This window comes from Sphingomonas sp. DG1-23 (assembly GCF_030730875.1).
Taxonomy (GTDB): Bacteria; Pseudomonadota; Alphaproteobacteria; order Sphingomonadales; family Sphingomonadaceae; genus Sphingomonas.
On the sequence record NZ_JAVAMA010000005.1, the window covers coordinates 277,948 to 296,352 of the forward strand.

19 protein-coding genes are annotated in these 18,405 nt (G+C 67.8%); 15 read left to right on the top strand and 4 right to left on the bottom strand.

Going from position 1 to position 18,405, the window contains the following annotated elements; translation table 11 throughout:
* Positions 1–77 precede the first annotated feature (77 nt).
* A complete protein-coding gene (locus Q9Q95_RS10885) occupies positions 78–632 on the top strand; it encodes a hypothetical protein (RefSeq protein ID WP_306096862.1) in 555 nt (184 codons plus the stop codon).
* Between the two features lie 6 nt (positions 633–638).
* Here the strand turns inward: Q9Q95_RS10885 and ubiG are convergent, their stop codons facing one another.
* Complete coding sequence (gene ubiG, locus Q9Q95_RS10890) at positions 639–1,370, bottom strand: bifunctional 2-polyprenyl-6-hydroxyphenol methylase/3-demethylubiquinol 3-O-methyltransferase UbiG (protein WP_306096864.1); 732 nt, start codon at positions 1,368–1,370, stop codon at positions 639–641.
* 58 nt (positions 1,371–1,428) lie between these two features.
* Here ubiG and Q9Q95_RS10895 point away from each other — a divergent pair, with 58 nt between their 5' ends.
* Genes Q9Q95_RS10895 through Q9Q95_RS10905 form a run of 3 tightly spaced genes read left to right on the top strand, consistent with a single transcriptional unit; the run spans position 1,429 to position 4,629 of the window.
* On the top strand, positions 1,429–2,709 hold the full coding sequence (locus Q9Q95_RS10895; protein ID WP_306096866.1) for an aspartate kinase: 1,281 nt from the start codon (positions 1,429–1,431) through the stop codon (positions 2,707–2,709).
* Between the two features lie 50 nt (positions 2,710–2,759).
* Positions 2,760–3,545, top strand: a complete 786-nt coding sequence (locus tag Q9Q95_RS10900; RefSeq protein ID WP_306096868.1) for a hypothetical protein — start codon at positions 2,760–2,762, stop codon at positions 3,543–3,545.
* 52 nt (positions 3,546–3,597) lie between these two features.
* The gene (locus Q9Q95_RS10905; RefSeq protein WP_306096870.1) at positions 3,598–4,629 is read left to right on the top strand and encodes a nitronate monooxygenase family protein; all 1,032 of its coding nucleotides are present in this window, start codon (positions 3,598–3,600) and stop codon (positions 4,627–4,629) included.
* Between the two features lie 141 nt (positions 4,630–4,770).
* Here the strand turns inward: Q9Q95_RS10905 and Q9Q95_RS10910 are convergent, their stop codons facing one another.
* Both Q9Q95_RS10910 and Q9Q95_RS10915 read right to left on the bottom strand, forming a co-directional pair.
* Positions 4,771–5,736, bottom strand: a complete 966-nt coding sequence (locus tag Q9Q95_RS10910; RefSeq protein WP_306096872.1) for a hypothetical protein — start codon at positions 5,734–5,736, stop codon at positions 4,771–4,773.
* Positions 5,736–6,077 carry a PadR family transcriptional regulator gene (locus tag Q9Q95_RS10915; RefSeq protein ID WP_306096874.1) on the bottom strand — a complete coding sequence of 114 codons (342 nt, stop codon included), beginning with the start codon at positions 6,075–6,077 and terminating at the stop codon, positions 5,736–5,738. The genes Q9Q95_RS10910 and Q9Q95_RS10915 overlap by 1 nt, the downstream gene beginning before the upstream one ends.
* Before the next feature lie 172 nt (positions 6,078–6,249).
* On the opposite strand from Q9Q95_RS10915, the gene Q9Q95_RS10920 reads away from it, so the two are divergent.
* From Q9Q95_RS10920 to Q9Q95_RS10950, 7 genes are all read left to right on the top strand, one after another.
* On the top strand, positions 6,250–6,912 hold the full coding sequence (locus Q9Q95_RS10920) for a hypothetical protein (protein WP_306096876.1): 663 nt from the start codon (positions 6,250–6,252) through the stop codon (positions 6,910–6,912).
* 59 nt (positions 6,913–6,971) lie between these two features.
* Positions 6,972–9,251 (top strand): phosphoenolpyruvate--protein phosphotransferase, encoded by a 2,280-nt coding sequence (gene ptsP / locus Q9Q95_RS10925; protein ID WP_306096878.1) that lies wholly within the window; start codon positions 6,972–6,974, stop codon positions 9,249–9,251.
* A 108-nt stretch (positions 9,252–9,359) separates the two neighbouring features.
* Entirely contained in the window at positions 9,360–10,220 is an 861-nt protein-coding gene (locus tag Q9Q95_RS10930; protein ID WP_306096880.1) for a helix-turn-helix domain-containing protein, read from the top strand.
* Positions 10,221–10,295: 75 nt separating this feature from the next.
* Positions 10,296–11,243: a tol-pal system YbgF family protein gene (locus Q9Q95_RS10935; RefSeq protein ID WP_306096882.1), complete on the top strand. Its 948-nt coding sequence runs from the start codon at positions 10,296–10,298 to the stop codon at positions 11,241–11,243.
* 184 nt (positions 11,244–11,427) lie between these two features.
* A complete protein-coding gene (gene tilS / locus Q9Q95_RS10940; RefSeq protein WP_306096885.1) occupies positions 11,428–12,306 on the top strand; it encodes a tRNA lysidine(34) synthetase TilS in 879 nt (292 codons plus the stop codon).
* 80 nt (positions 12,307–12,386) lie between these two features.
* Positions 12,387–14,360 carry an ATP-dependent zinc metalloprotease FtsH gene (gene ftsH, locus Q9Q95_RS10945; RefSeq protein ID WP_306096887.1) on the top strand — a complete coding sequence of 658 codons (1,974 nt, stop codon included), beginning with the start codon at positions 12,387–12,389 and terminating at the stop codon, positions 14,358–14,360.
* Between the two features lie 65 nt (positions 14,361–14,425).
* Positions 14,426–14,797: a hypothetical protein gene (locus Q9Q95_RS10950; protein WP_306096889.1), complete on the top strand. Its 372-nt coding sequence runs from the start codon at positions 14,426–14,428 to the stop codon at positions 14,795–14,797.
* Positions 14,798–14,801: 4 nt separating this feature from the next.
* Here the strand turns inward: Q9Q95_RS10950 and Q9Q95_RS10955 are convergent, their stop codons facing one another.
* Entirely contained in the window at positions 14,802–15,860 is a 1,059-nt protein-coding gene (locus Q9Q95_RS10955; protein ID WP_306096891.1) for a DUF3667 domain-containing protein, read from the bottom strand.
* Between the two features lie 47 nt (positions 15,861–15,907).
* On the opposite strand from Q9Q95_RS10955, the gene Q9Q95_RS10960 reads away from it, so the two are divergent.
* The 4 genes from Q9Q95_RS10960 to Q9Q95_RS10975 are packed head-to-tail and all read left to right on the top strand — an operon-like array spanning position 15,908 to position 18,402.
* The gene (locus Q9Q95_RS10960; RefSeq protein ID WP_306096893.1) at positions 15,908–17,167 is read left to right on the top strand and encodes a glutamate-5-semialdehyde dehydrogenase; all 1,260 of its coding nucleotides are present in this window, start codon (positions 15,908–15,910) and stop codon (positions 17,165–17,167) included.
* Between the two features lie 31 nt (positions 17,168–17,198).
* On the top strand, positions 17,199–17,450 hold the full coding sequence (locus tag Q9Q95_RS10965; protein WP_306096895.1) for a CopG family ribbon-helix-helix protein: 252 nt from the start codon (positions 17,199–17,201) through the stop codon (positions 17,448–17,450).
* Positions 17,450–17,737, top strand: coding sequence for a type II toxin-antitoxin system RelE/ParE family toxin (locus Q9Q95_RS10970; RefSeq protein ID WP_306096898.1), 288 nt, complete (start codon positions 17,450–17,452; stop codon positions 17,735–17,737). Before Q9Q95_RS10965 ends, Q9Q95_RS10970 begins: the two co-directional genes overlap by 1 nt.
* On the top strand, positions 17,734–18,402 hold the full coding sequence (locus tag Q9Q95_RS10975; RefSeq protein ID WP_306096899.1) for a nicotinate-nucleotide adenylyltransferase: 669 nt from the start codon (positions 17,734–17,736) through the stop codon (positions 18,400–18,402). The genes Q9Q95_RS10970 and Q9Q95_RS10975 overlap by 4 nt, the downstream gene beginning before the upstream one ends.
* The last annotated feature ends 3 nt before the right edge of the window (positions 18,403–18,405 follow it).

Consider the following 18,405-nt stretch of genomic DNA (forward strand, 5'->3'; position numbering starts at 1 on the left):
CCTCGCCCGCGCTTTGCCGATTGACCGCGCGACGACACGGCATAGTCTCTCCCCCAACGATAAAAGGAGGGGGAATCATGCATTTGCGGATCGCACTCGCATTGGGCGCGGCGGTGCCGGCGCTGCTCGCCATGCCGGGAATCGCGCAGGACGCGCAATCGAACGAGGATGCGCTCGCCGAAAAGGTGATCAACAACACCAATCCGGCGAGTTTCCAGGCCTATGGCTTCACGCCGGCGCCCAAGGTCGTCAGCGACAAGGCGGTGCAGGGCGGCAAGGCGCTGCGGCTGCCGGTGACCGGCACGGGCGATGCATGGAGCGCAGGCGTCAATGTGCCGCTGATCAAGCCGGTCAAGGCCGGGGACAGGATCGTCGTCGCTTTCTATGCGCGGCTGAGCAAATCGGAAGCGCCGGGCGCGAAGCTCGCCGCCCAGCTCCAGCTGTCGACCGCGCCGTACACCGCGATCTTCTCGAAGAGCTTCGACGCGACCCATGAATGGCAATTCCTGCAGGTGGCCGGGAAGGCGGACAAGGACTATCCCGCCGGGGCGATCGGCGCGTCGTTCCACGTCAATACCGGCAAGCACGTGCTCGATCTCGGACCGGTGGCGGTGCTCGACATGGGGCAGTGAGCCCGTTCAGACGCGGCGGGCGGTGACCAGATAATCGAGGCTGGTATCGTCGCTGAGAACGAATCCGCGCGCGGGCGAGAAGCCGAGGCCGCGGAGATCGGAGACCTTCAGCCCGACGCCTTCGAGCAAGGCGGTCAGTTCGTCGGGGGTGAGGAACTGGCTCCAGTCGTGCGTGCCTCTGGGGATCGCGCCGGTCCCTTCGCCGAGGGTGATCATCGCCAGTCGCGACAGCGCAGTGCGGTTGGGGGTGGAGAGGATCATCAGTCCGCCCGGCGCCAGCGCGTCGGCGAGGCCCGCGACGAAGGCGGCGGGGTTCGAGACATGCTCGATCACTTCCATGGACGTCACCAGATCGAAGCGGCGTCCGGGCAGGTCCTCGATCCCGCCGGCGACATAGTCCATGTCGAGCCCCATCGCCGCGGCGTGGGCGCGGGCCGCGCCGACATTCTCGGGCGCGGCATCGAGCCCGGTGACCTTGGCCCCCATCCGCGCGAGCGGCTCGGCCAGCAGCCCCGCGCCGCAGCCGACGTCGAGCGCGGTCTTGCCCGCAAGCGGCGCGAACGACATGCCGTCGCCCTCCCAATGCGCGTCGACGACGTCGCGGACATAGGCCAGCCGTGCCGGGTTGAGCCGGTGGAGCATCGCCGAGCTGCCTTTGGGATTCCACCAGTCCGCGGCGAGCTTGCCGAAATGCTCAGCTTCACCGCGGTCAATAGTTGCTTTGGTTGCGTTCGCCATGGCCGCCTCCTATCAGGCCGTCCGATCCTACCCAAGGCCCGGAAAACAAGCACCCGACATGGCACGCATCGTGATGAAGTTCGGCGGCACCTCGATGGCCGGCATCGAGCGGATCCGCAGTGTGGCCGCGCGAGTCAAACGCGAATGGGAAGCGGGCAACGAGGTTGCGGTGGTGGTCTCGGCGATGGCGGGCGAGACCGACCGGCTGGTCGGCTTCTGCCGCGAGGCGAGTTCGCTCTACGATCCGCGCGAATATGACGTGGTGGTTTCGAGCGGCGAGCAGATCACCAGCGGGCTGCTGGCGATGACGCTCCAGGCGATCGGCGTTCCGGCGCGCTCGTGGCTGGGATCGCAGGTGGCGATCCAGACCGACGCCGCGCATGCCAAGGCACGTATCCAGTCGATCGATTCCGCAGGGCTCGAGGCGGGCTGGGCGCGCGGCGAAGTCGCGGTGATCCCCGGCTTCCAGGGGATAACCAATGACGGCAGCGAGCGCGTCACCACCCTCGGCCGTGGCGGATCGGATACCAGCGCCGTTGCCGTGGCTGCCGCGATCAGGGCCGATCGCTGCGACATCTACACCGATGTCGACGGTGTCTACACCACCGATCCGCGGATCGTCCCGCGCGCGCGCAAGCTCAAGAAAGTCACCTACGAAGAGATGCTCGAGCTCGCCAGCGTCGGGGCCAAGGTGCTCCAGACGCGTTCGGTCGGGCTCGCGATGAAGGAACAGGTCCGCGTCCAGGTGCTGTCGTCGTTCACCGGCGACACCGCGCCGATGGCGGACACATTGCCCGGTACGATGATCGTCGGCGAAGAGGAGATTCAGGACGTGGAAAGCCAGCTCATCACCGGCATCGCGCACGACAAGAACGAAGCCAAGATCACGCTGACCGCAGTACCCGACAAGCCCGGCGCGGTGGCGTCGATCTTCACGCCGCTCGCCGAAGCCAACATCAATGTGGACATGATCATCCAGAACATCGCGCATCGCAGCGCGGGTTCTGCGAGCGCCACCGACGTGACCTTCACCGTGCCGGCCGCCGACCTTGCCCGCTCGATCGAGACGCTCAACCAGTCCAAGCCGGCGATCGGCTTTGCCGAATTGCTCCAGGACACGCGCGTCGCCAAAATCTCGGTGGTCGGCGTGGGGATGCGCAGCCATGCCGGCGTCGCCGCGACGATGTTCACCACGCTCGGCGCGCGCGGGATCAACATCCAGGCGATCACCACCAGCGAAATCAAGGTTTCGGTGCTGATCAACGAGGACGAGACCGAGCTGGCGGTGCGCGTGCTCCACACCGCCTACGGCCTCGACGCGGAAGACGCCGCAGCCTGATCGGGCACTGACATCTTTCCGCCGCATGCGCGCGGCATCGCTCGCTTGCCTTGTCCGTAGCCGATTCCATCGAAACGCGCCCGAGCGCCTCCGCCCGGCTGCGCGGCTCGCTGCGCCAGCGCGGGGCGGCGTTCTTCCTCGCGCTCGCCGTCGAGCTGGGGCTGGCATTGCTGTTATGGTTCATGGCCCCGGCGCTCACCGACAAGAAGCCGCCGCCGACCACCACGGTGTTCGGGGTCGACACCGTGCCGGGCGACACCGAAGAACCCGCCCACACCGAGCAGAAAAAGGCCGCGGCGAAGACCGACGGCCGCGAAAAGGCGCGGCCCGAGCTGCCCAAGCCGGTCGAGCCCCCGCCGCCGCCGCCCGAGCAGCCCCCGGTCCCATCGACATTCATCCGGATGACGCGCTCCGAATACAAGGCCGCCGACATCGCCGGCCGGGGTTCGGCCCCTGCCGCCCCGGCAGCCGGCGAAACCGCGGCCGCGGGCGGCAGCCGGCCGGGCGACAGCGCCGTGGTGGGCAAGGCCCCGAATGGCGAGCCGCTTTATGCCGCCGAATGGTATCGCCGCCCGCGCAGCGCCGAGCTCCAGCCCTATATCTCCAGCCGTGCGCGCGGGCCCGGCTGGGGCCTGATCGCATGCCGCACCGTCGCCGACCACCGCGTCGAGGATTGCCAGGAGCTGGCCGAAGGGCCGCGCGGCTCGGGCTATTCGGGGGCGGTGCGGCAGGCGGCGTGGCAGTTCCGCGTGCGCGCGCCGCGAGTCGGCGGCAAGGAACTGACCGGCACCTGGGTGAGCATCCGCATCACCTATGGCACGATCGACGACGAATGAGCCGCGTTCGGCGCTTGCCGGAATGCCCGAAGCGGGGCTAGGCCCTGCCGCCATGACCACAGACAGCACGATCGGCGCCGAGCGCCTGGGCCGCCGGATGGCGCGCGGATGCGAATTCCTCGGCAGCGAGGTCGCAATCATGTGCGGCGCGATGTCGTGGGTGAGCGAGCGCAACCTCGTCGCGGCGATGTCCAATGCCGGCGGCTTCGGCCTGATCGCGTGCGGCGCGATGACTCCCGAGCTGCTCGACAAGGAGATCGCCGGGACCAGGGCGCTGACGACCAGGCCGTTCGGCGTCAATCTGATCACGATGCATCCCCAGCTGCTCGAGCTGATCGCGGTCTGCAAGAAGCACAATGTCAGCCATGTCGTGCTCGCCGGCGGCCTGCCCCCCGCGGGCAGCCTCGACGCGATCAAGGCGTTCGGCGCGAAATTGATCTGCTTCGCGCCGGCGCTGAGCCTCGCGAAGAAGCTCATCCGTTCGGGCGTCGACGCACTCGTCGTCGAGGGGATGGAAGCCGGCGGGCATATCGGCCCGGTCTCGACCAGCGTGCTGGCGCAGGAGATCCTCCCCGACGTGGCGAGCCAGGTCCCGGTGTTCGTCGCCGGCGGGATCGGCCGCGGCGAGGCGATCGCCGGCTATCTCGACATGGGCGCGGCGGGCGTCCAGCTCGGCACCCGCTTCGTCTGCGCGACCGAAAGCATCGCGCACGCCAATTTCAAGAAGGCGTTCATCCGTGCCTCTGCGCGTGATGCCACCGCCAGCGTCCAGATCGATCCGCGGCTTCCGGTGATCCCGGTGCGCGCGCTCAAGAACGCCGCCGGCGAATTGTTCACCGCCAAGCAGCGCGAAGTCGCCCAATTGCTCGACGAGGGCAAGGTCGAGATGATGGAGGCCCAGCTCCAGATCGAGCATTATTGGGCAGGCGCGTTGCGCCGCGCAGTGATCGAGGGCGATGTCGAGCATGGCAGCGTGATGGCGGGCCAGTCGGTCGGCATGGTCAGCAAGGAAGAGCCGGTGGCGGACATCATCGCGACTCTGATGGCCGAAGCCGCCCATGCGCTGGAGAAAAGGGCGGCCTGATCCACCAGATCCTCCCTCGCGCGGCGGGGGAGGTGGCGCCGAAGGCGACGGAGGGGGCTTCTCCGCAGATACATCGCTCGCGGCCAAGCCCCCTCCACCACTTCGTGGTCCCCCTCCCCCGCTTCGCGAAGGAGGATTTTTCTACGCCGCCACCGCCACGCGCCCCCCGCGGGTGAGCTTCCACAGCTCGCCCAGCGCCCGCATCGCCATCACCACCATCACCACGATCAGCGTGATGCGGATCGACAGATTCACGCTGCCGGACAATTCGGCCAGCTTCGCCGCTGCGTCCCCGGTCGCCGCTACGCTCACCCATTCGCCGGCCTGATAGAGACCGAGCGCGATGGCGGTCGTCGCGACCGACACCGTGATCGTCAGGATCGCATTGGTGCGGCGCAGATGCGGCAGCAGCCATTTGACCAGATTGACCGCGAGCTGCGCCGAGGCGAGCGCGAGGATCGGCAGATAATAGAGATCCCAGATCGCCGCCGGCGCGATATGGACTCCGCGGGTTGCCGGGATCGGGGGAAGATGGATCAGGCCGGTCCACCAGAGCAGGAAGGCGATGCCGGTGCCGACCTCCAGCGCCGCCTCCCACTGACCCTTGCGGCGGGCGAGCGGTGCGGGGAGATGCTCGGGGGTCCAGCGATAGAGCTGGTCGATCGGCCCGCCATAGCGTTCGAACAGGGCGAAGCCGAGCGTCACCACCGCGACCGCGGTGAAGAAGAACCCCCAGAGATCGCCGGTGATGCCCACGAACATCTCGACCAGGTTGCGGTCGCCGAGCAGCGCCGAGACAATCCCGATCGCGACCAGCGAGATCGCCCCGATCGTCAGCACCACCCGCAGTGCGAACAGATAGAAAGGGAATATCTCCGGCCCGATCAGATATTGCTGCGGGCGATAGCGCGCCGCGATCACCAGCGGATGGCCGAATTCGCGAAGCAGCGCGGTCACTTCGTCGCGGGTCAGTGGCCGTCCCTTGCGCGCCTCGCGCATCTCCTGCCGCGTCGCCAGTTCGTCGTGCAGCTCGGCGATGATGTCGTCGGCCTTTTCCGCCGGCAGATTCTGCCGGACCGCCGCGAGATAGCGTTCGATGAGGTCCATCACTTGTCCTTTCCGGTGAGCCGCAGGATCGATTCCGAGATTGCGTTCCATTCGCCAAGCAATCGGGCGAGAATCTCGAGCCCGTCTGGGGAGAGCCGGTAGAAGCGCTTGTTGCGCTTGGCTTCCTCGCGCCATTCGCTGGTCAGCAGCCCCTGCGCCTCGAGCCGGCGGAGCAGCGGGTACAGCGCGCCTTCGTCGATCGGCAGCCCGGCCTCCTCGAGGCTGGTGCGCAAGGTATAGCCGTAGCGCTCCTCGCGCAGCGCCCCGAGCACCGCCAGCACGAGCGACCCGCGCCGAAGCTCGACCCGCAACTTCTCGAAAAGATCTTCCTCGATGGGCACTATCGTGTCTCACATGGTATGTATCACACACTGTATGACAAACAGTACGTACAAATGCAAGGGGCCGGATCGGGATTATCCTGAGGCCAGCTAACCACCTGACTTCACGCCGCTTTCTATAATCAAAATACCGATATGCGTGACTCACCACGCGGTCGGCGGGATGGGTTTCATGGCGTTTGTTGCGCGAGTCCTTTTGTCGATTTCGGGTGCGACCTTGCTCGCGGCGCCGGCCGCCGCACAGCGTTTCGACGCGCCGCCGGCGCCGCCCGCGGGTGCCGCGCCGAACCAGACGATCCCGGCGCGCGACGCGCAGGGCCGCTACGCCACCCCCAATCGCGACCTCGGCCGCGACGAGGCGAGCTGGCACGTCCGCGCTGCGCTCAACGTCGCCGCGCTCGGCTGCCGCGATGCGGCGGAAGCTGCGACCGTGGCCGCCTATAACCGCCTGCTCCGCCAGCAGCGCGACAGTCTCGCCGCGGCCGATGCCGGAGTGAAGAACGTCTATCGTGCCCGTCACGGCGCAGGCTGGGAAGGCATGCACGACCGCCAGATGACGCGGGTCTATAATTTCTTCGCCCAGCCGACCGCGCAGGTCGCCTTCTGCAGCGCCGCGCGCGAAGTGCTCGCCCGCGCCGAGACGGTGCCCCAGGTCGCGTTCGCCGATTTCGCCGCCGAGGCGCTGCCGCGGCTCGAAGCTCCGTTCACCGATTTCTATCGCGACTATGACGCGTATCGGGTCAGCTATGCCGCGTGGCAGCGGGGCGATGCCGCGCCGGTCGCGATGGCATCGGCGGACACTGCGCCGCGCCAGCTGGGTGCGCTGGTTCCGTAAGGCGATTCCGCACCGCGCGGAGAATAGCGCGGGCCGATGCAATCTGTTAGCGCGGGGGCATGGCCCTCACCGCCGCTGCGTCCGCCCGCGAGATCCTGACCCGCCTTCACGATGTGATGGCGAAACGGCTGCCTGCCCAGTCCAAGCTCAATTCGGTGGTCGAGATCATCGGCACCGCGCTGGATAGCGAGGTCTGCTCGATCTATCTGCTCCGCGAAGGCGTGCTCGAATTGTTCGCCACCCGCGGCCTCGCGCAGGAGGCGGTGCACGTCACCAAGCTTGCGCTCGGCGAGGGCCTGGTCGGCACGATCGCCAAGAATGTCGAGACGCTCAATCTCGACGAGGCGGCGACGCATCCCGATTTCGCCTATCGCCCCGAAACCGGCGAGGACCGCTTCCACAGCTTCGCCGGCGTACCGGTGATCCGCCGCGAACGCGCGGTGGGCGTGCTCGCGGTCCAGCATGTCGAGCCGCGCCGCTATGCCGATGTCGAGATCGAGGCGCTGCAGACCGTGGCGATGGTGCTGTCCGAGCTGATCGCCAATGCCGATCTGATCGATGCGACCAGCGGCGGCGGCTCGACCCGCGTGCAATCGACCGCGGCAGCGCATGCCCACGGCTTCAAATTGGTCGACGGAATGGCCGCGGGCGTCGCGGTGTTCCATCAGCCGCGCATCACCATCGAACATACCGTCGCCGAGGATGTCGAGGTCGAGCGCCACCGCGTCTATGCCGCGTTCGACAAGATGCGCGACCAGATCGAGCGGATGGCGAGCCAGGCCGAATTCGGCGGCGGCGGCGAGCATGACGAGGTCCTCGCGACCTACAAGATGTTCGCCTATGACGAAGGCTGGAGCCGGCGGATCAATGAGGCGATCGATTCGGGCCTCACCGCCGAGGCGGCGATTGAGCGCGTCCAGCAGCGCACCCGTCAGCGCATGCGCGAGATCGACGACGCGCTGCTGCGCGATCGGATGCACGATCTGGAGGATCTCTCCAACCGGCTGCTCCGCATCGTCTCGGGGCAATTGGGCACCGCCGCGCAGATGGGGCTGCGCCACGATTCGATCCTGATCGCGCGCAATCTCGGCCCCGCCGAACTGCTCGAATATGACCGGCGCCGATTGAAGGGCGTGATCCTCGAGGAAGGCTCGCTGACCGCGCATGTGACGATCGTCGCGCGGGCGATGGGGGTGCCCGTGCTCGGCCGGGTCCGCGACATCCGCCGGCTGATCGCCGAGGGCGACATGCTGCTGCTCGACACCGGCGAGGAGAGCGTGTTCATCCGCCCGAGCCCGGCGATGCTCGAGGCGTTCGAGGCGAAGCTTGCGCTCAGCCAGAAGCGCCGCGCCGCCTTCGCGCAATTGCGTGGCGAAGTGCCGGTGACCAGCGACGGGCATCGCATCACGGTGATGGTCAATGCCGGCTTGCGCGACGATCTCGCCGCGCTCGACCTGACCGGCGCCGACGGGATCGGGCTGTTCCGCACCGAATTCCAGTTCCTCGTCTCGGCGACCCTGCCCCAGCGCGAGGCGCAGAAGCGGCTGTACAAGGACGTGCTCGAGGCCGCGGGCGAGCGGCCGGTCACCTTCCGCACCGTCGATATCGGCGGCGACAAGGCCCTGCCCTATCTCAATCACGACGAGGATGGCGAGGAAGAGAATCCGGCGATGGGCTGGCGCGCGCTCCGCCTTGCGCTCGATCGCGACGGGCTGATGAAGGCGCAGGCGCGCGCATTGATCGAGGCGGGCGCGGGCAAGACGCTCAACATCATGTTCCCGATGGTGTCCGAACCCTGGGAGTTCGATGCGGCGCGCGAATTGTTCGAGGCGCAACGGACCTGGCTGGCCGCGCGCGGGCGGAAGATGCCGACCGAGATCCGCTACGGCGCGATGCTCGAGGTGCCGGCGCTCGCCGAAGTGCTCGACTTGCTGCTGCCGAGGGTCGACTTCCTGTCGATCGGCACCAACGATCTGACCCAGTTCCTGTTCGCCGCCGATCGCGCGCATCCCAAGCTGGCGCTGCGCTACGACTGGCTGAGCCCGTCGATCCTGCGCTTCCTCAAGCGGGTGGTCGACCAGGCGCATGCCGCCGGGGTCCCGGTGGCGGTATGCGGCGAGATGGGCGGGCGGCCGCTGGAGGCGATGGCGCTGATCGGGCTCGGCATCGACCGGCTGTCGATCACCCCTGCCGCGGTGGGGCCGATCAAGGCGATGGTGCGCTCGCTCGATCGTGCGACTTTGATCGATTCGATGCAGGCGTGGCTCGCCGATCCGCGCGGTTCGCTGCGCGAATCGCTAACCGCCTGGGCTGTCGAGCAATCGGTCGAACTGGCCTGATCTTTCGCCCGATTTCCCGACGCCAGCGTTGACAGGCGCATTCGGCTGGGAGACACCCGCGCAAAGGCGGGAGCGCTTCGGGCCGCAACCCTTCCGCCGGAGATAAGAATGGAAGGCGAACCCGCCGACAATGCAACGCTGTTCCCCGCCACCGTAGGCGAGAAACTGCGTGCGGCGCGCGAGGCACAGAAGCTCGAGCTGAGCGAGATCGCCAGCCGCACCCGGATCCCGCAGCGTCATCTCGAGGCGATCGAGAACGGCAATTATGCCGGCCTGCCTTCGGTCACCTATGCGATGGGCTTCGCCAAATCCTATGCCCGCGCGGTCGGCGCCGACGAGGTCGCGCTCGGCCGCCAGCTCCGCGAGGAAATCGGCGACCGGCTCGAACGCCCCGCCCCGCCGCCGGCTTATGATTTCGACGAGCGTTCGCGGGTGCCGTCGAGCGGCATCGCATGGACGGGCGCGATCGTCGCGATCCTCGTGCTGATCGGGGTCGGGCTGTGGTACGGCACCAATCTTTTCCGCGGCGGCGCGCCGGCCGAAGAACCGGTCGCGATCGAGAATGTCGTCGACGCCGGCAACACCGCGGCCGCAGCGCCGACGCCCGCGCCCATCGGCGGCGGGCAGGTGACTTTGGTGGCGATCGACACCGTCTGGCTGCGGGTCACCGATGCCAGCGGCAAACGGCTGTTCGAAAAGGAAATGGCGGCGGGCGAACGCTATGACGTTCCCGCCGACGCCGATCGTCCGCGCGTCCGCACCGGCCGCCCCGATCGGCTTCAGGTTTTGCTCAACGGCTCGAACGTCGCGCCGCTCGGCACGGGCGTCGAGACGGTCGAGGCCGACGTGAGCGCCGCCGCGCTGCAGGCGCGCGGTCAGCCGGGCGCCGCGCCGCAGCCGGGCGCGCCCGCGACGCCATCTGCCGCACCCGAAGAAACCCCGGCTGGCAACGCGATTGCGTTTCCTTAAGGCTGGCGACAGGCGCGGCGTGTCAGCTATACCGCGCTCTTGAACCCTTAGATCCTGCACCGGGGGGTGTGACGAATGCGTATCTGGATGGCTGCTGCGGCGATGACCGCGCTTATCGCGGGGACGGGCTCCGCTTACGCCCAGTCGACTGCGGTCGAAGGCCGGGTCGACCGGCTCGAGCGCGAGATGCGCGCGGTCCAGCGCAAGGTGTTTCCGGGCGGCGCCGGCCAGACGATCGAGCCGCAGATCGTTCCCGAAACCAATGTGGATGCGCCGGGAAGCCCGGCCGGAAGCCCCGTCGCCGACCTGACCCAGCGCGTCGCCGCGCTCGAGAATCAGGTCCAGACGCTCACCGGGCAGGTCGAGCAGGACGGCTATCGGCTGAAGCAGCTCGAGGACGGGTTCAACGCCTATAAGCGCGCGACCGATGCCCGGCTGAAGGCGCTCGAGACCGCGGCGTCGAGCGCCGGCACGTCGGACGGCGATCCGGTGATCGCGCCGGTCGATCTCGGCGAAGCGTCCGCGCGGCCGACCCGGCCGACGCGTCCCGCCGCCGACGAGACGCCGGCGCCCAAGCCGGCGGGCACGCGCGCGCAGCAGGTCGCCGCGGTGGCGAAGCCCAACACGGGCGACCCCGCCGAGGATGGCTACACCTATGGCTTCCGGCTGTGGCAGGCCAAGCTCTATCCCGAGGCGCGCCGCGAGCTCGAGGCGGTGGCCACCAAATATCCGCAGCATCGCCGGGCCAGCTTCTCGCAGAATCTGCTCGGCCGCGCCTATCTCGACGCCGGTGCGCCGAGCCTCGCCGCCGTGGCCTTTTACGAGAATTACAAGAAGAACCCGAACGGCGAACGCGCGCCCGACAGCCTCTATTATCTCGCGCAGGCGCTCACCAAGCTGAAGAAGCCGGCGGGCGAAGTGTGCAAGGTCTATACCGAGCTCGACCAGCTCTACGGCGAGCGCCTCTCCGCCGAGATGAAGACCGGCGTGGCCGAGGGACGTGCCGCGCAGAAGTGCAAATGAGCGCGTGACGCTCGACCCTGAGGCGGTCGAGCGTTTCGGTCGGGACGTTATCGCGCTCCAATCCTCCCCCGGAGGGAGAGGGGGACCGCGAAGCGGTGGAGGGGTAGTCTCCGCAAGCGACACCCCTCGCGGAGAATATCCCGACGCGCTGCGCGCGCCACCTCCCCCTCCCGCGGAGGGTTACATGTTGGGCCTCGCCGTCTCGGGCGGTCCCGACAGCCTCGCCTTGCTGCTGCTCGCCGCGGCCGCTTTCCCCGGCCGGGTGATCGCCGCCACCGTCGATCACGGCTTGCGTCCCGAAGCGGCCGAGGAGGCGCGGTTCGTCGGCGAAATCTGCGCCGCGCGCGGCGTCCCCCACACCGTACTCACCGGCGCCCTGCCGGCGGGCAACCTCCAGGAAAGTGCCCGGGAACTTCGCTATGCCCTCCTTGCCGAATGGGCGAGAGATCGGGCGCCGCATGTCGCGACCGGCCACCAGCAGGACGACCTCGCCGAGACCTTGCTGATGCGCGCGCGCCGCGGCGCCGGGGTGAGCGGGCTCGCCGCGATGCACAGCGCGCGGCCGCTGGGAGGCGTGACCTTGATCCGGCCCTTGCTGGGCTGGTCGCGCGCCGCGCTCGAAGCGATCGTCGCGGCGGCGGGCCTCACGCCGGTCCACGACCCCTCGAACCGCGACCCGCGCTTCGATCGCGCCCGGATGCGGCACTTGCTCGCCGAATCGCCCGAGCTGCCTGCGGACCGGCTCGCGCTCGCCGCGCGCAACCTGCGGCATGCCGAGGATGCGCTCGCCTGGGCGACCGAACGCGAATGGCAGGCGCGGGGCCGGATCGATGCGGGCTGCGTCGTGCTCGATGCGCGCGGCCTGCCCTACGAACTGCGTCGCCGGCTGGTCGAGCGGGCGGTGCAATCGGTCTGCGCCGGCCCGGCGCTTCGCGGGGAGAGCCTCGATCGCCTCCTCGCCACGCTCGATGCGGGCGGCACCGGTACGATTGCGGGGGTGAAAGCCGGCGCGAAATATGCTGAATGGCGTTTCAGCGCAGCTCCGGCGCGCCGATCACACTGATCGACCCAAACATCCGCGTTGTTCCATTGCCATTAACTTGGCCGTGCCTATCTTGATGGGCGAAAGGGTTCGAGCTCGATATGAACGACAACAACAAGCCGCAGGGTCCCGAAAACGGCGGCGGCAATCCCTGGATGAAGAGCCTGCTGATCTGGGTGGGCATCCTCGCCGCGCTGGCGCTGTTCGTCACCATGTTCGATCGGCCGAGCGCGCAGACCGCCGGCGACGCGATGTCCTATTCGAGCTTCCTCGACAAGGTGCAGGCCGGCGAGGTCAAATCGGTCAACATCGCCGCGGGCTCGGCGGGCACCAGCACGGTCTCGGGCACGCTCTCCAGCGATGCGCGCTTCCGCACCAATGCGCCGAACGATCCCCAGTTGATCTCGACGCTGCGGGAAAAGGGCGTTGCGATCAACGCCCGCCCCGAGGAGCAGCCGTCGGTCTGGTTCTACATCCTGTATCAGTCGCTGCCCTTCCTGCTCTTCCTCGGCATCGCCTTCTTCGTGCTGCGTCAGATGCAGAAGAATTCGGGCTCGGGCGCGATGGGATTCGGCAAGAGCCGCGCCAAGCTGCTGACCCAGAAGGAAGGCAAGGTTACCTTCGACGACGTCGCCGGCATCGACGAGGCGCGCGAGGAGCTGCAGGAGATCGTCGAATTCCTGCGCGATCCGACCAAGTTCGCCCGTCTCGGCGGCAAGATCCCGAAGGGCGCCCTGCTGGTCGGCTCGCCCGGAACCGGCAAGACCCTGCTCGCCCGCGCGATCGCAGGGGAGGCCGGCGTGCCGTTCTTTAGCATTTCGGGCTCGGACTTCGTCGAGATGTTCGTCGGCGTCGGCGCATCCCGCGTCCGCGACATGTTCGAACAGGCCAAGAAATCGGCGCCGTGCATCATCTTCATCGACGAGATCGACGCCGTCGGCCGCAGCCGCGGTGCCGGTCTGGGCAACCAGAATGACGAGCGCGAGCAGACGCTCAACCAGCTGCTCGTCGAGATGGACGGCTTCGATTCGAACGAAGGCATCATCATCGTCGCGGCGACCAATCGCCCCGACGTGCTCGATCCCGCTTTGCTCCGCCCCGGCCGTTTCGACCGCCGGGTCACGGTGCCGAATCCCGACATCGAAGGCCGGGTGAAGATTCTCCAGGTCCATATGAAGAAGGTGCCGCTGGCACCCGACGTCGATCCGCGCGTGATCGCGCGCGGCACGCCGGGCATGTCCGGCGCCGATCTCGCCAATCTGGTCAACGAAGCCGCATTGATGGCCGCGCGCCTCGGCAAGCGCCTCGTCGCGATGGCGCAGTTCGAAATGGCCAAGGACCGGGTCATCATGGGTACCGAGTGGAAGTCGCTCGTGATGACCGAGGACGAGAAGCGGATGACCGCCTATCACGAGGCTGGCCACGCGCTGGTCCGCGTGCACGAGCCCGCTTCGGATCCGATCCACAAGGCGACGATCATCCCGCGCGGCGGCGCGCTGGGAATGGTCGTGTCGATGCCCGAGCGCGACAATTATTCGTATCACCGCGACAAGATGTTCGCCGATCTCGCCACCGTGATGGGCGGTCGCGTTGCCGAGGAACTGATCTTCGGCCACGACAAGGTTTCGTCGGGCGCGTCGGGCGACATCAAGCAGGCGACCCGCCTCGCCCGCGCGATGGTAACTCAATGGGGCATGTCCGACAGCATCGGCCCGCTCGAATGGACCTATTCCGAAGAGAGCTATCTGGGCCAGGGCAGCCTGCGCAACGCGCCGATGTCGGACGATACCGCACGCAAGATCGACGACGAGATCAAGATGCTCGTCGAGCACGGGCTGCAGCGCGCGCGCGACGTGCTCAGCAAGCATATCGACCAGCTCCACAAGGTCGCGAATGCGCTGCTCGAATATGAGACGCTCACCGGCGAGGAGATCAAGCGGATCGCCAGCGGCGCCGATATCGGCCGCGACGATCCCGGCACCGCCGCTACTCCGGTCGCCGCGGCGGGCACGTCGATCCCCAAGATCCGCAAGCCCAAGGGTCCGTTCGGAAATCCCACCCCGCAGGGCGCATGAGTTCAGTTGACGTTAAACGCGTCACGGCTAGCCCTCCCCCGAGCAATCGGGGGAGGGTTTTTCGTATGAGGCGTCTGGTGTTCGCGGCGGTTGCGGCGAGCCTGATCGTGCCGGGCACGGCACAGGCGATGACCGTCGCGCAATTCCTCGCCAAGGCGAAGGCGTTGCAGGCGCAGGGTGCGCTGGCGGTGCTCTCGCCCGATGCCGAGCTGATCAAGCGCGAGGTCGCCTCGATCCGCGCCGCCTATACCGCCGATCTGCGCGCCGCACGGGCGGCGGGCAAGACGCCGCACAGCTGCCCTCCCGCCACCGGCAAGCCGAAGCTCACGCCGCGACAGATGCTCGCCGAGCTCGAGAAGATCCCGCCTGCCAAACGCAGCATGAGCATGAAGGCGGCGGTCTACGCCTATATGAAGCGGACCTATCCCTGCCGATAGGCGCTCAGCCCGACATGCCCATCGCAAGAAGCACCAGCATGAAAATGATCAACACGATGCCGATGAAGTGCGTCAGCACGATCGCGCGGAGCAATGCCGACCACCAGCGCAGCCGATAGGCTTGCTTGAGCTGCCGCGTGATATGCACGAACGGGATCAGCAATCCCGCGATACCGAGCCAACCTGCCGACACGCCGAGCGCCGCGGCCACCGCGATCACGATGAACAGCAGTGACATGAACGAGATCGAGTAGGTGATGAAGATCGCGTGATCGTACAGCTTGTACTCGCGCTTCCAGAAGAACAGCAGCCACAGGAAGGGCAGCGACAGCGGGATCAGCAGCCACGAGAATTTGTAGCTGCTCGACTGGAGCTTGTAGAGCATCAGCGACGGATTCTTGTTCCATTTTTCGATGCCGTGGTCGAGCGGCGCCCAGCCGGTGAAGCGGGTGCGCGCGTTGAAGCCCTCGGCGTCGTCGGGCGCCTCGTCTTCGAAGGTCGGGATCTGCTTGAGCGTCTTGTCGATATCGGCGAGCCGCGCCTGGTATCTGTCGTGCTTGCGATCCCCCGCCGGATGCTCGCGCAACTGCTTGAGCGTGTCGAGGCGGCGCTCCTGCAGCTCCTTGCGCGCCTCTTCGATCTGCGCCTTGGGACCGCCCGAGCGAAGATCCGTCGGCGGCGCGAGGCCTGCCCAGGAGAAGACCGCGAACATGAGGAAGATCGAAAACAGGAAAATCGCCATCGGCGAGACGAAGCGCGCGCGCTCGCCGGCAACGTAGCGGCGGGTAAGATCCCCCGGCCGCCAGGTCAGCAACGGCAAGGTGCGCCAGAACTTCCCCTCGAAATGGAATACGCCATGCACGATCTCATGCCCGATCGCGCCAAGCGAGCGGTGGAGATGCCCGGACTGGCCGCATTGATAGCAATGCGGGCCGACCAGCGCGGTCCCGCAATTGAGGCATAGTTCGTGCCCGTGCGACGCCCCCTCGCCGGCGTGCGGCTCGATCGCGCGACCGAGCAATCCTCCGGTGACGAGCTCGCCGGCTGCTTCGAATTCCCCCATGCGGCATGGCCTATCAGCTTGCGCGGAGCCGTGCTAGCGGGTGCAGCATGGCCGATGCAGATACCTCGATGCTGATTGCGGACATGGCGGCACGGGCGCGCGTCGCTTCGCGCCGGCTCGCGGCGATGCCTCGCGAGGACAAGCGCCGCGCCTTGCTCGCCGCAGCCGCCGCGATCCGCGACGGGAGCGCGGCGATCGTCGCCGCCAATGCCGAGGACATGGCCGCCGCCGAGGCTTCGGGACTGTCGGGCGCCTTGCTCGACCGGCTCCGGCTCGACGCGGCGCGCGTCGAGGCGACCGCCGCCGGGGTCGAGGCCGTCGCCCGGCTCGACGATCCGGTCGGCAAGGTGATCGAGCGCGTCGAGCGGCCCAACGGACTGGTGCTGACCCGGGTGCGCATCCCGATCGGCGTGATCGGCATCATCTATGAGAGCCGGCCCAACGTCACCGCCGATGCCGGAGCGCTGTGCGCGATGTCGGGCAATGCCGCGATCCTGCGCGGCGGATCGGAAGCCATTCGCAGCAATCGCGCGATCCACGCCGCGCTCGCCAGGGGGCTCGAGGCCGGCGGGATGCCGGCCGATGCCGTCCAGCTCGTCCCGGTCACCGATCGCGCCGCGGTGGGCGCGATCCTCACCGCCGAGGGCGCAATCGACATGGTCGTGCCGCGCGGCGGCAAGGGGCTGGTCGCGCGCGTGCAGGCCGAGGCGCGGGTGCCGGTGCTCGCCCATCTCGACGGGCTCAACCACACCTATATCGATCGTGCCGCCGATCCGGCGATGGCGCGCGATCTTGCGCTCAACGCCAAGATGCGCCGCACCGGCATCTGCGGCGCGACCGAGACCCTGCTGATCGATCGCGGCTTCGCCGATCCGGCGCCGGTGCTCGCCGCGCTCGCCGATTCCGGCTGCGAACTGCGCGGCGACGACGAGATCCGCGCGCTCGAGCCGCGCGTCGCTGCCGCCAGCGCCGAGGATTGGGATACCGAATATCTCGACGCGATCCTCTCGGTGAAGCTGGTCGACGGCGTCGAGGCGGCGATGGATCACATCGCCGCGCACGGATCGCACCATACCGATGCGATCGTCACCGAAGACGCCGCGGCTGCCGAGCGCTTCCTCGCGCAGGTCGACAGCGCGATCGTGATGTGGAACGCCTCGACGCAATTCGCGGACGGGGGAGAGTTCGGATTGGGCGCCGAGATCGGCATCTCCACCGGTCGCCTCCACGCCCGCGGCCCGGTCGCGCTCGAGGGACTGACGACGTACAAATGGGTGGTGCGCGGAACCGGCCAGGCGCGGCCTTGAAGCCGCTGCAACACATGTATACATCCGTTGCATGAGCAAGACGACTGTCATTACCGGCCGGGTTGCGGAAGAGACTTCGACCAAGCTCGATCGGCTTGCCGCCCGCATGGAGCGATCCCGCTCGTGGATCGTAGCCCGCGCGGTCGAGGAGTTCGTCCTCTCGGAGACCGAATTGATGGACTCGCTCGATGAAGCCGAGCGCGAGATCGATCGCGGCGAATATCTGACGCAGGAAGAGATGGAAGCGTGGGTGGCCGGCCTCCGGCGTGACGCGGCCGCCTAGTGCGCGCAATCCGTTGGGCACCGTTCGCACAAGGCGACCTACATCGAATCGCCCGTTTCTATCAAACAATCGATCCCGTGCTCGCGGCCAACTTGACTGAAAGGATCGTGAAGGCCACGCGCGTCCTTTCCGAACTGCCGCAGGCGGGTCAAGCGACGACACGCGCGCATCGGCGGCGCTGGCGCGTGCCCCGGACGGACTATGTGATCTTCTATCGCGTCGAGCGCGACCACATCCGCATCCTCCGGGTTCTGCACGGTGCGCAGCAACTCGCAGGGAAATTGTGAAACGCATCGGTCTCCTCGGCGGCTCGTTCAATCCCGCGCATCGCGGGCATCGCAAGCTCTCGCTCCACGCAATCCGCGCGCTCGGGCTCGACGAAGTGTGGTGGCTGGTCTCGCCGGGCAACCCGCTCAAGCCCGAAGCCGGCATGGCGCCTTTTGCCGCGCGGCTCGCCTCGGCGCGGAAAATGGCGCGCCATGCACCGATTCGGGTGAGCGACGTCGAGGCCCGACTCGGCACCCGCTACACCGCCGATACGCTGCGCAGGCTCCCCCGCCTCTATCCAAGGCATCGCTTCGTCTGGCTGATGGGCGCCGACAATCTCGCCCAGTTCCACCATTGGCGCGACTGGCGACGGATCGCGCGGCAGGTTCCGATTGCGGTGATCGCCCGTCCGGGCTACAATGCGCGGGCTCACGCAAGTCCTGCGATGAGTTGGCTGCGGCGCGCTGTGCGGCCCGCAGGCCAGGCGAAGCAATGGACGTGTTGGAGATTGCCCGGCCTCGTGCTGATGCGCTTCCGCCCCGATCCGACTTCGGCGACCCGCATCCGCGCCGCCGACCCTGCCTGGCACCGGCACTTTTCGGACGCGCCTGGAATACCCATATCCACGCCGACCGCGCCGTCTCCACAGCCGCGCACAGACCTGCCTGCAACCCTGAGGAATTAACTT

Bases quoted from the DNA above. Each gene is read 5' to 3' on its own strand.
- Q9Q95_RS10885 (WP_306096862.1), top strand. From the start codon at position 78: ATGCATTTGCGGATCGCACTCGCATTGGGCGCGGCGGTGCCGGCGCTG.
- ubiG (WP_306096864.1), bottom strand. From the start codon at position 1,370: ATGGCGAACGCAACCAAAGCAACTATTGACCGCGGTGAAGCTGAGCAT.
- Q9Q95_RS10895 (WP_306096866.1), top strand. From the start codon at position 1,429: ATGGCACGCATCGTGATGAAGTTCGGCGGCACCTCGATGGCCGGCATC.
- Q9Q95_RS10905 (WP_306096870.1), top strand. From the start codon at position 3,598: ATGACCACAGACAGCACGATCGGCGCCGAGCGCCTGGGCCGCCGGATG.
- Q9Q95_RS10910 (WP_306096872.1), bottom strand. From the start codon at position 5,736: ATGGACCTCATCGAACGCTATCTCGCGGCGGTCCGGCAGAATCTGCCG.
- Q9Q95_RS10920 (WP_306096876.1), top strand. From the start codon at position 6,250: ATGGCGTTTGTTGCGCGAGTCCTTTTGTCGATTTCGGGTGCGACCTTG.
- ptsP (WP_306096878.1), top strand. From the start codon at position 6,972: ATGGCCCTCACCGCCGCTGCGTCCGCCCGCGAGATCCTGACCCGCCTT.
- Q9Q95_RS10930 (WP_306096880.1), top strand. From the start codon at position 9,360: ATGGAAGGCGAACCCGCCGACAATGCAACGCTGTTCCCCGCCACCGTA.
- Q9Q95_RS10935 (WP_306096882.1), top strand. From the start codon at position 10,296: ATGCGTATCTGGATGGCTGCTGCGGCGATGACCGCGCTTATCGCGGGG.
- tilS (WP_306096885.1), top strand. From the start codon at position 11,428: ATGTTGGGCCTCGCCGTCTCGGGCGGTCCCGACAGCCTCGCCTTGCTG.
- ftsH (WP_306096887.1), top strand. From the start codon at position 12,387: ATGAACGACAACAACAAGCCGCAGGGTCCCGAAAACGGCGGCGGCAAT.
- Q9Q95_RS10950 (WP_306096889.1), top strand. From the start codon at position 14,426: ATGAGGCGTCTGGTGTTCGCGGCGGTTGCGGCGAGCCTGATCGTGCCG.
- Q9Q95_RS10955 (WP_306096891.1), bottom strand. From the start codon at position 15,860: ATGGGGGAATTCGAAGCAGCCGGCGAGCTCGTCACCGGAGGATTGCTC.
- Q9Q95_RS10960 (WP_306096893.1), top strand. From the start codon at position 15,908: ATGGCCGATGCAGATACCTCGATGCTGATTGCGGACATGGCGGCACGG.
- Q9Q95_RS10965 (WP_306096895.1), top strand. From the start codon at position 17,199: ATGAGCAAGACGACTGTCATTACCGGCCGGGTTGCGGAAGAGACTTCG.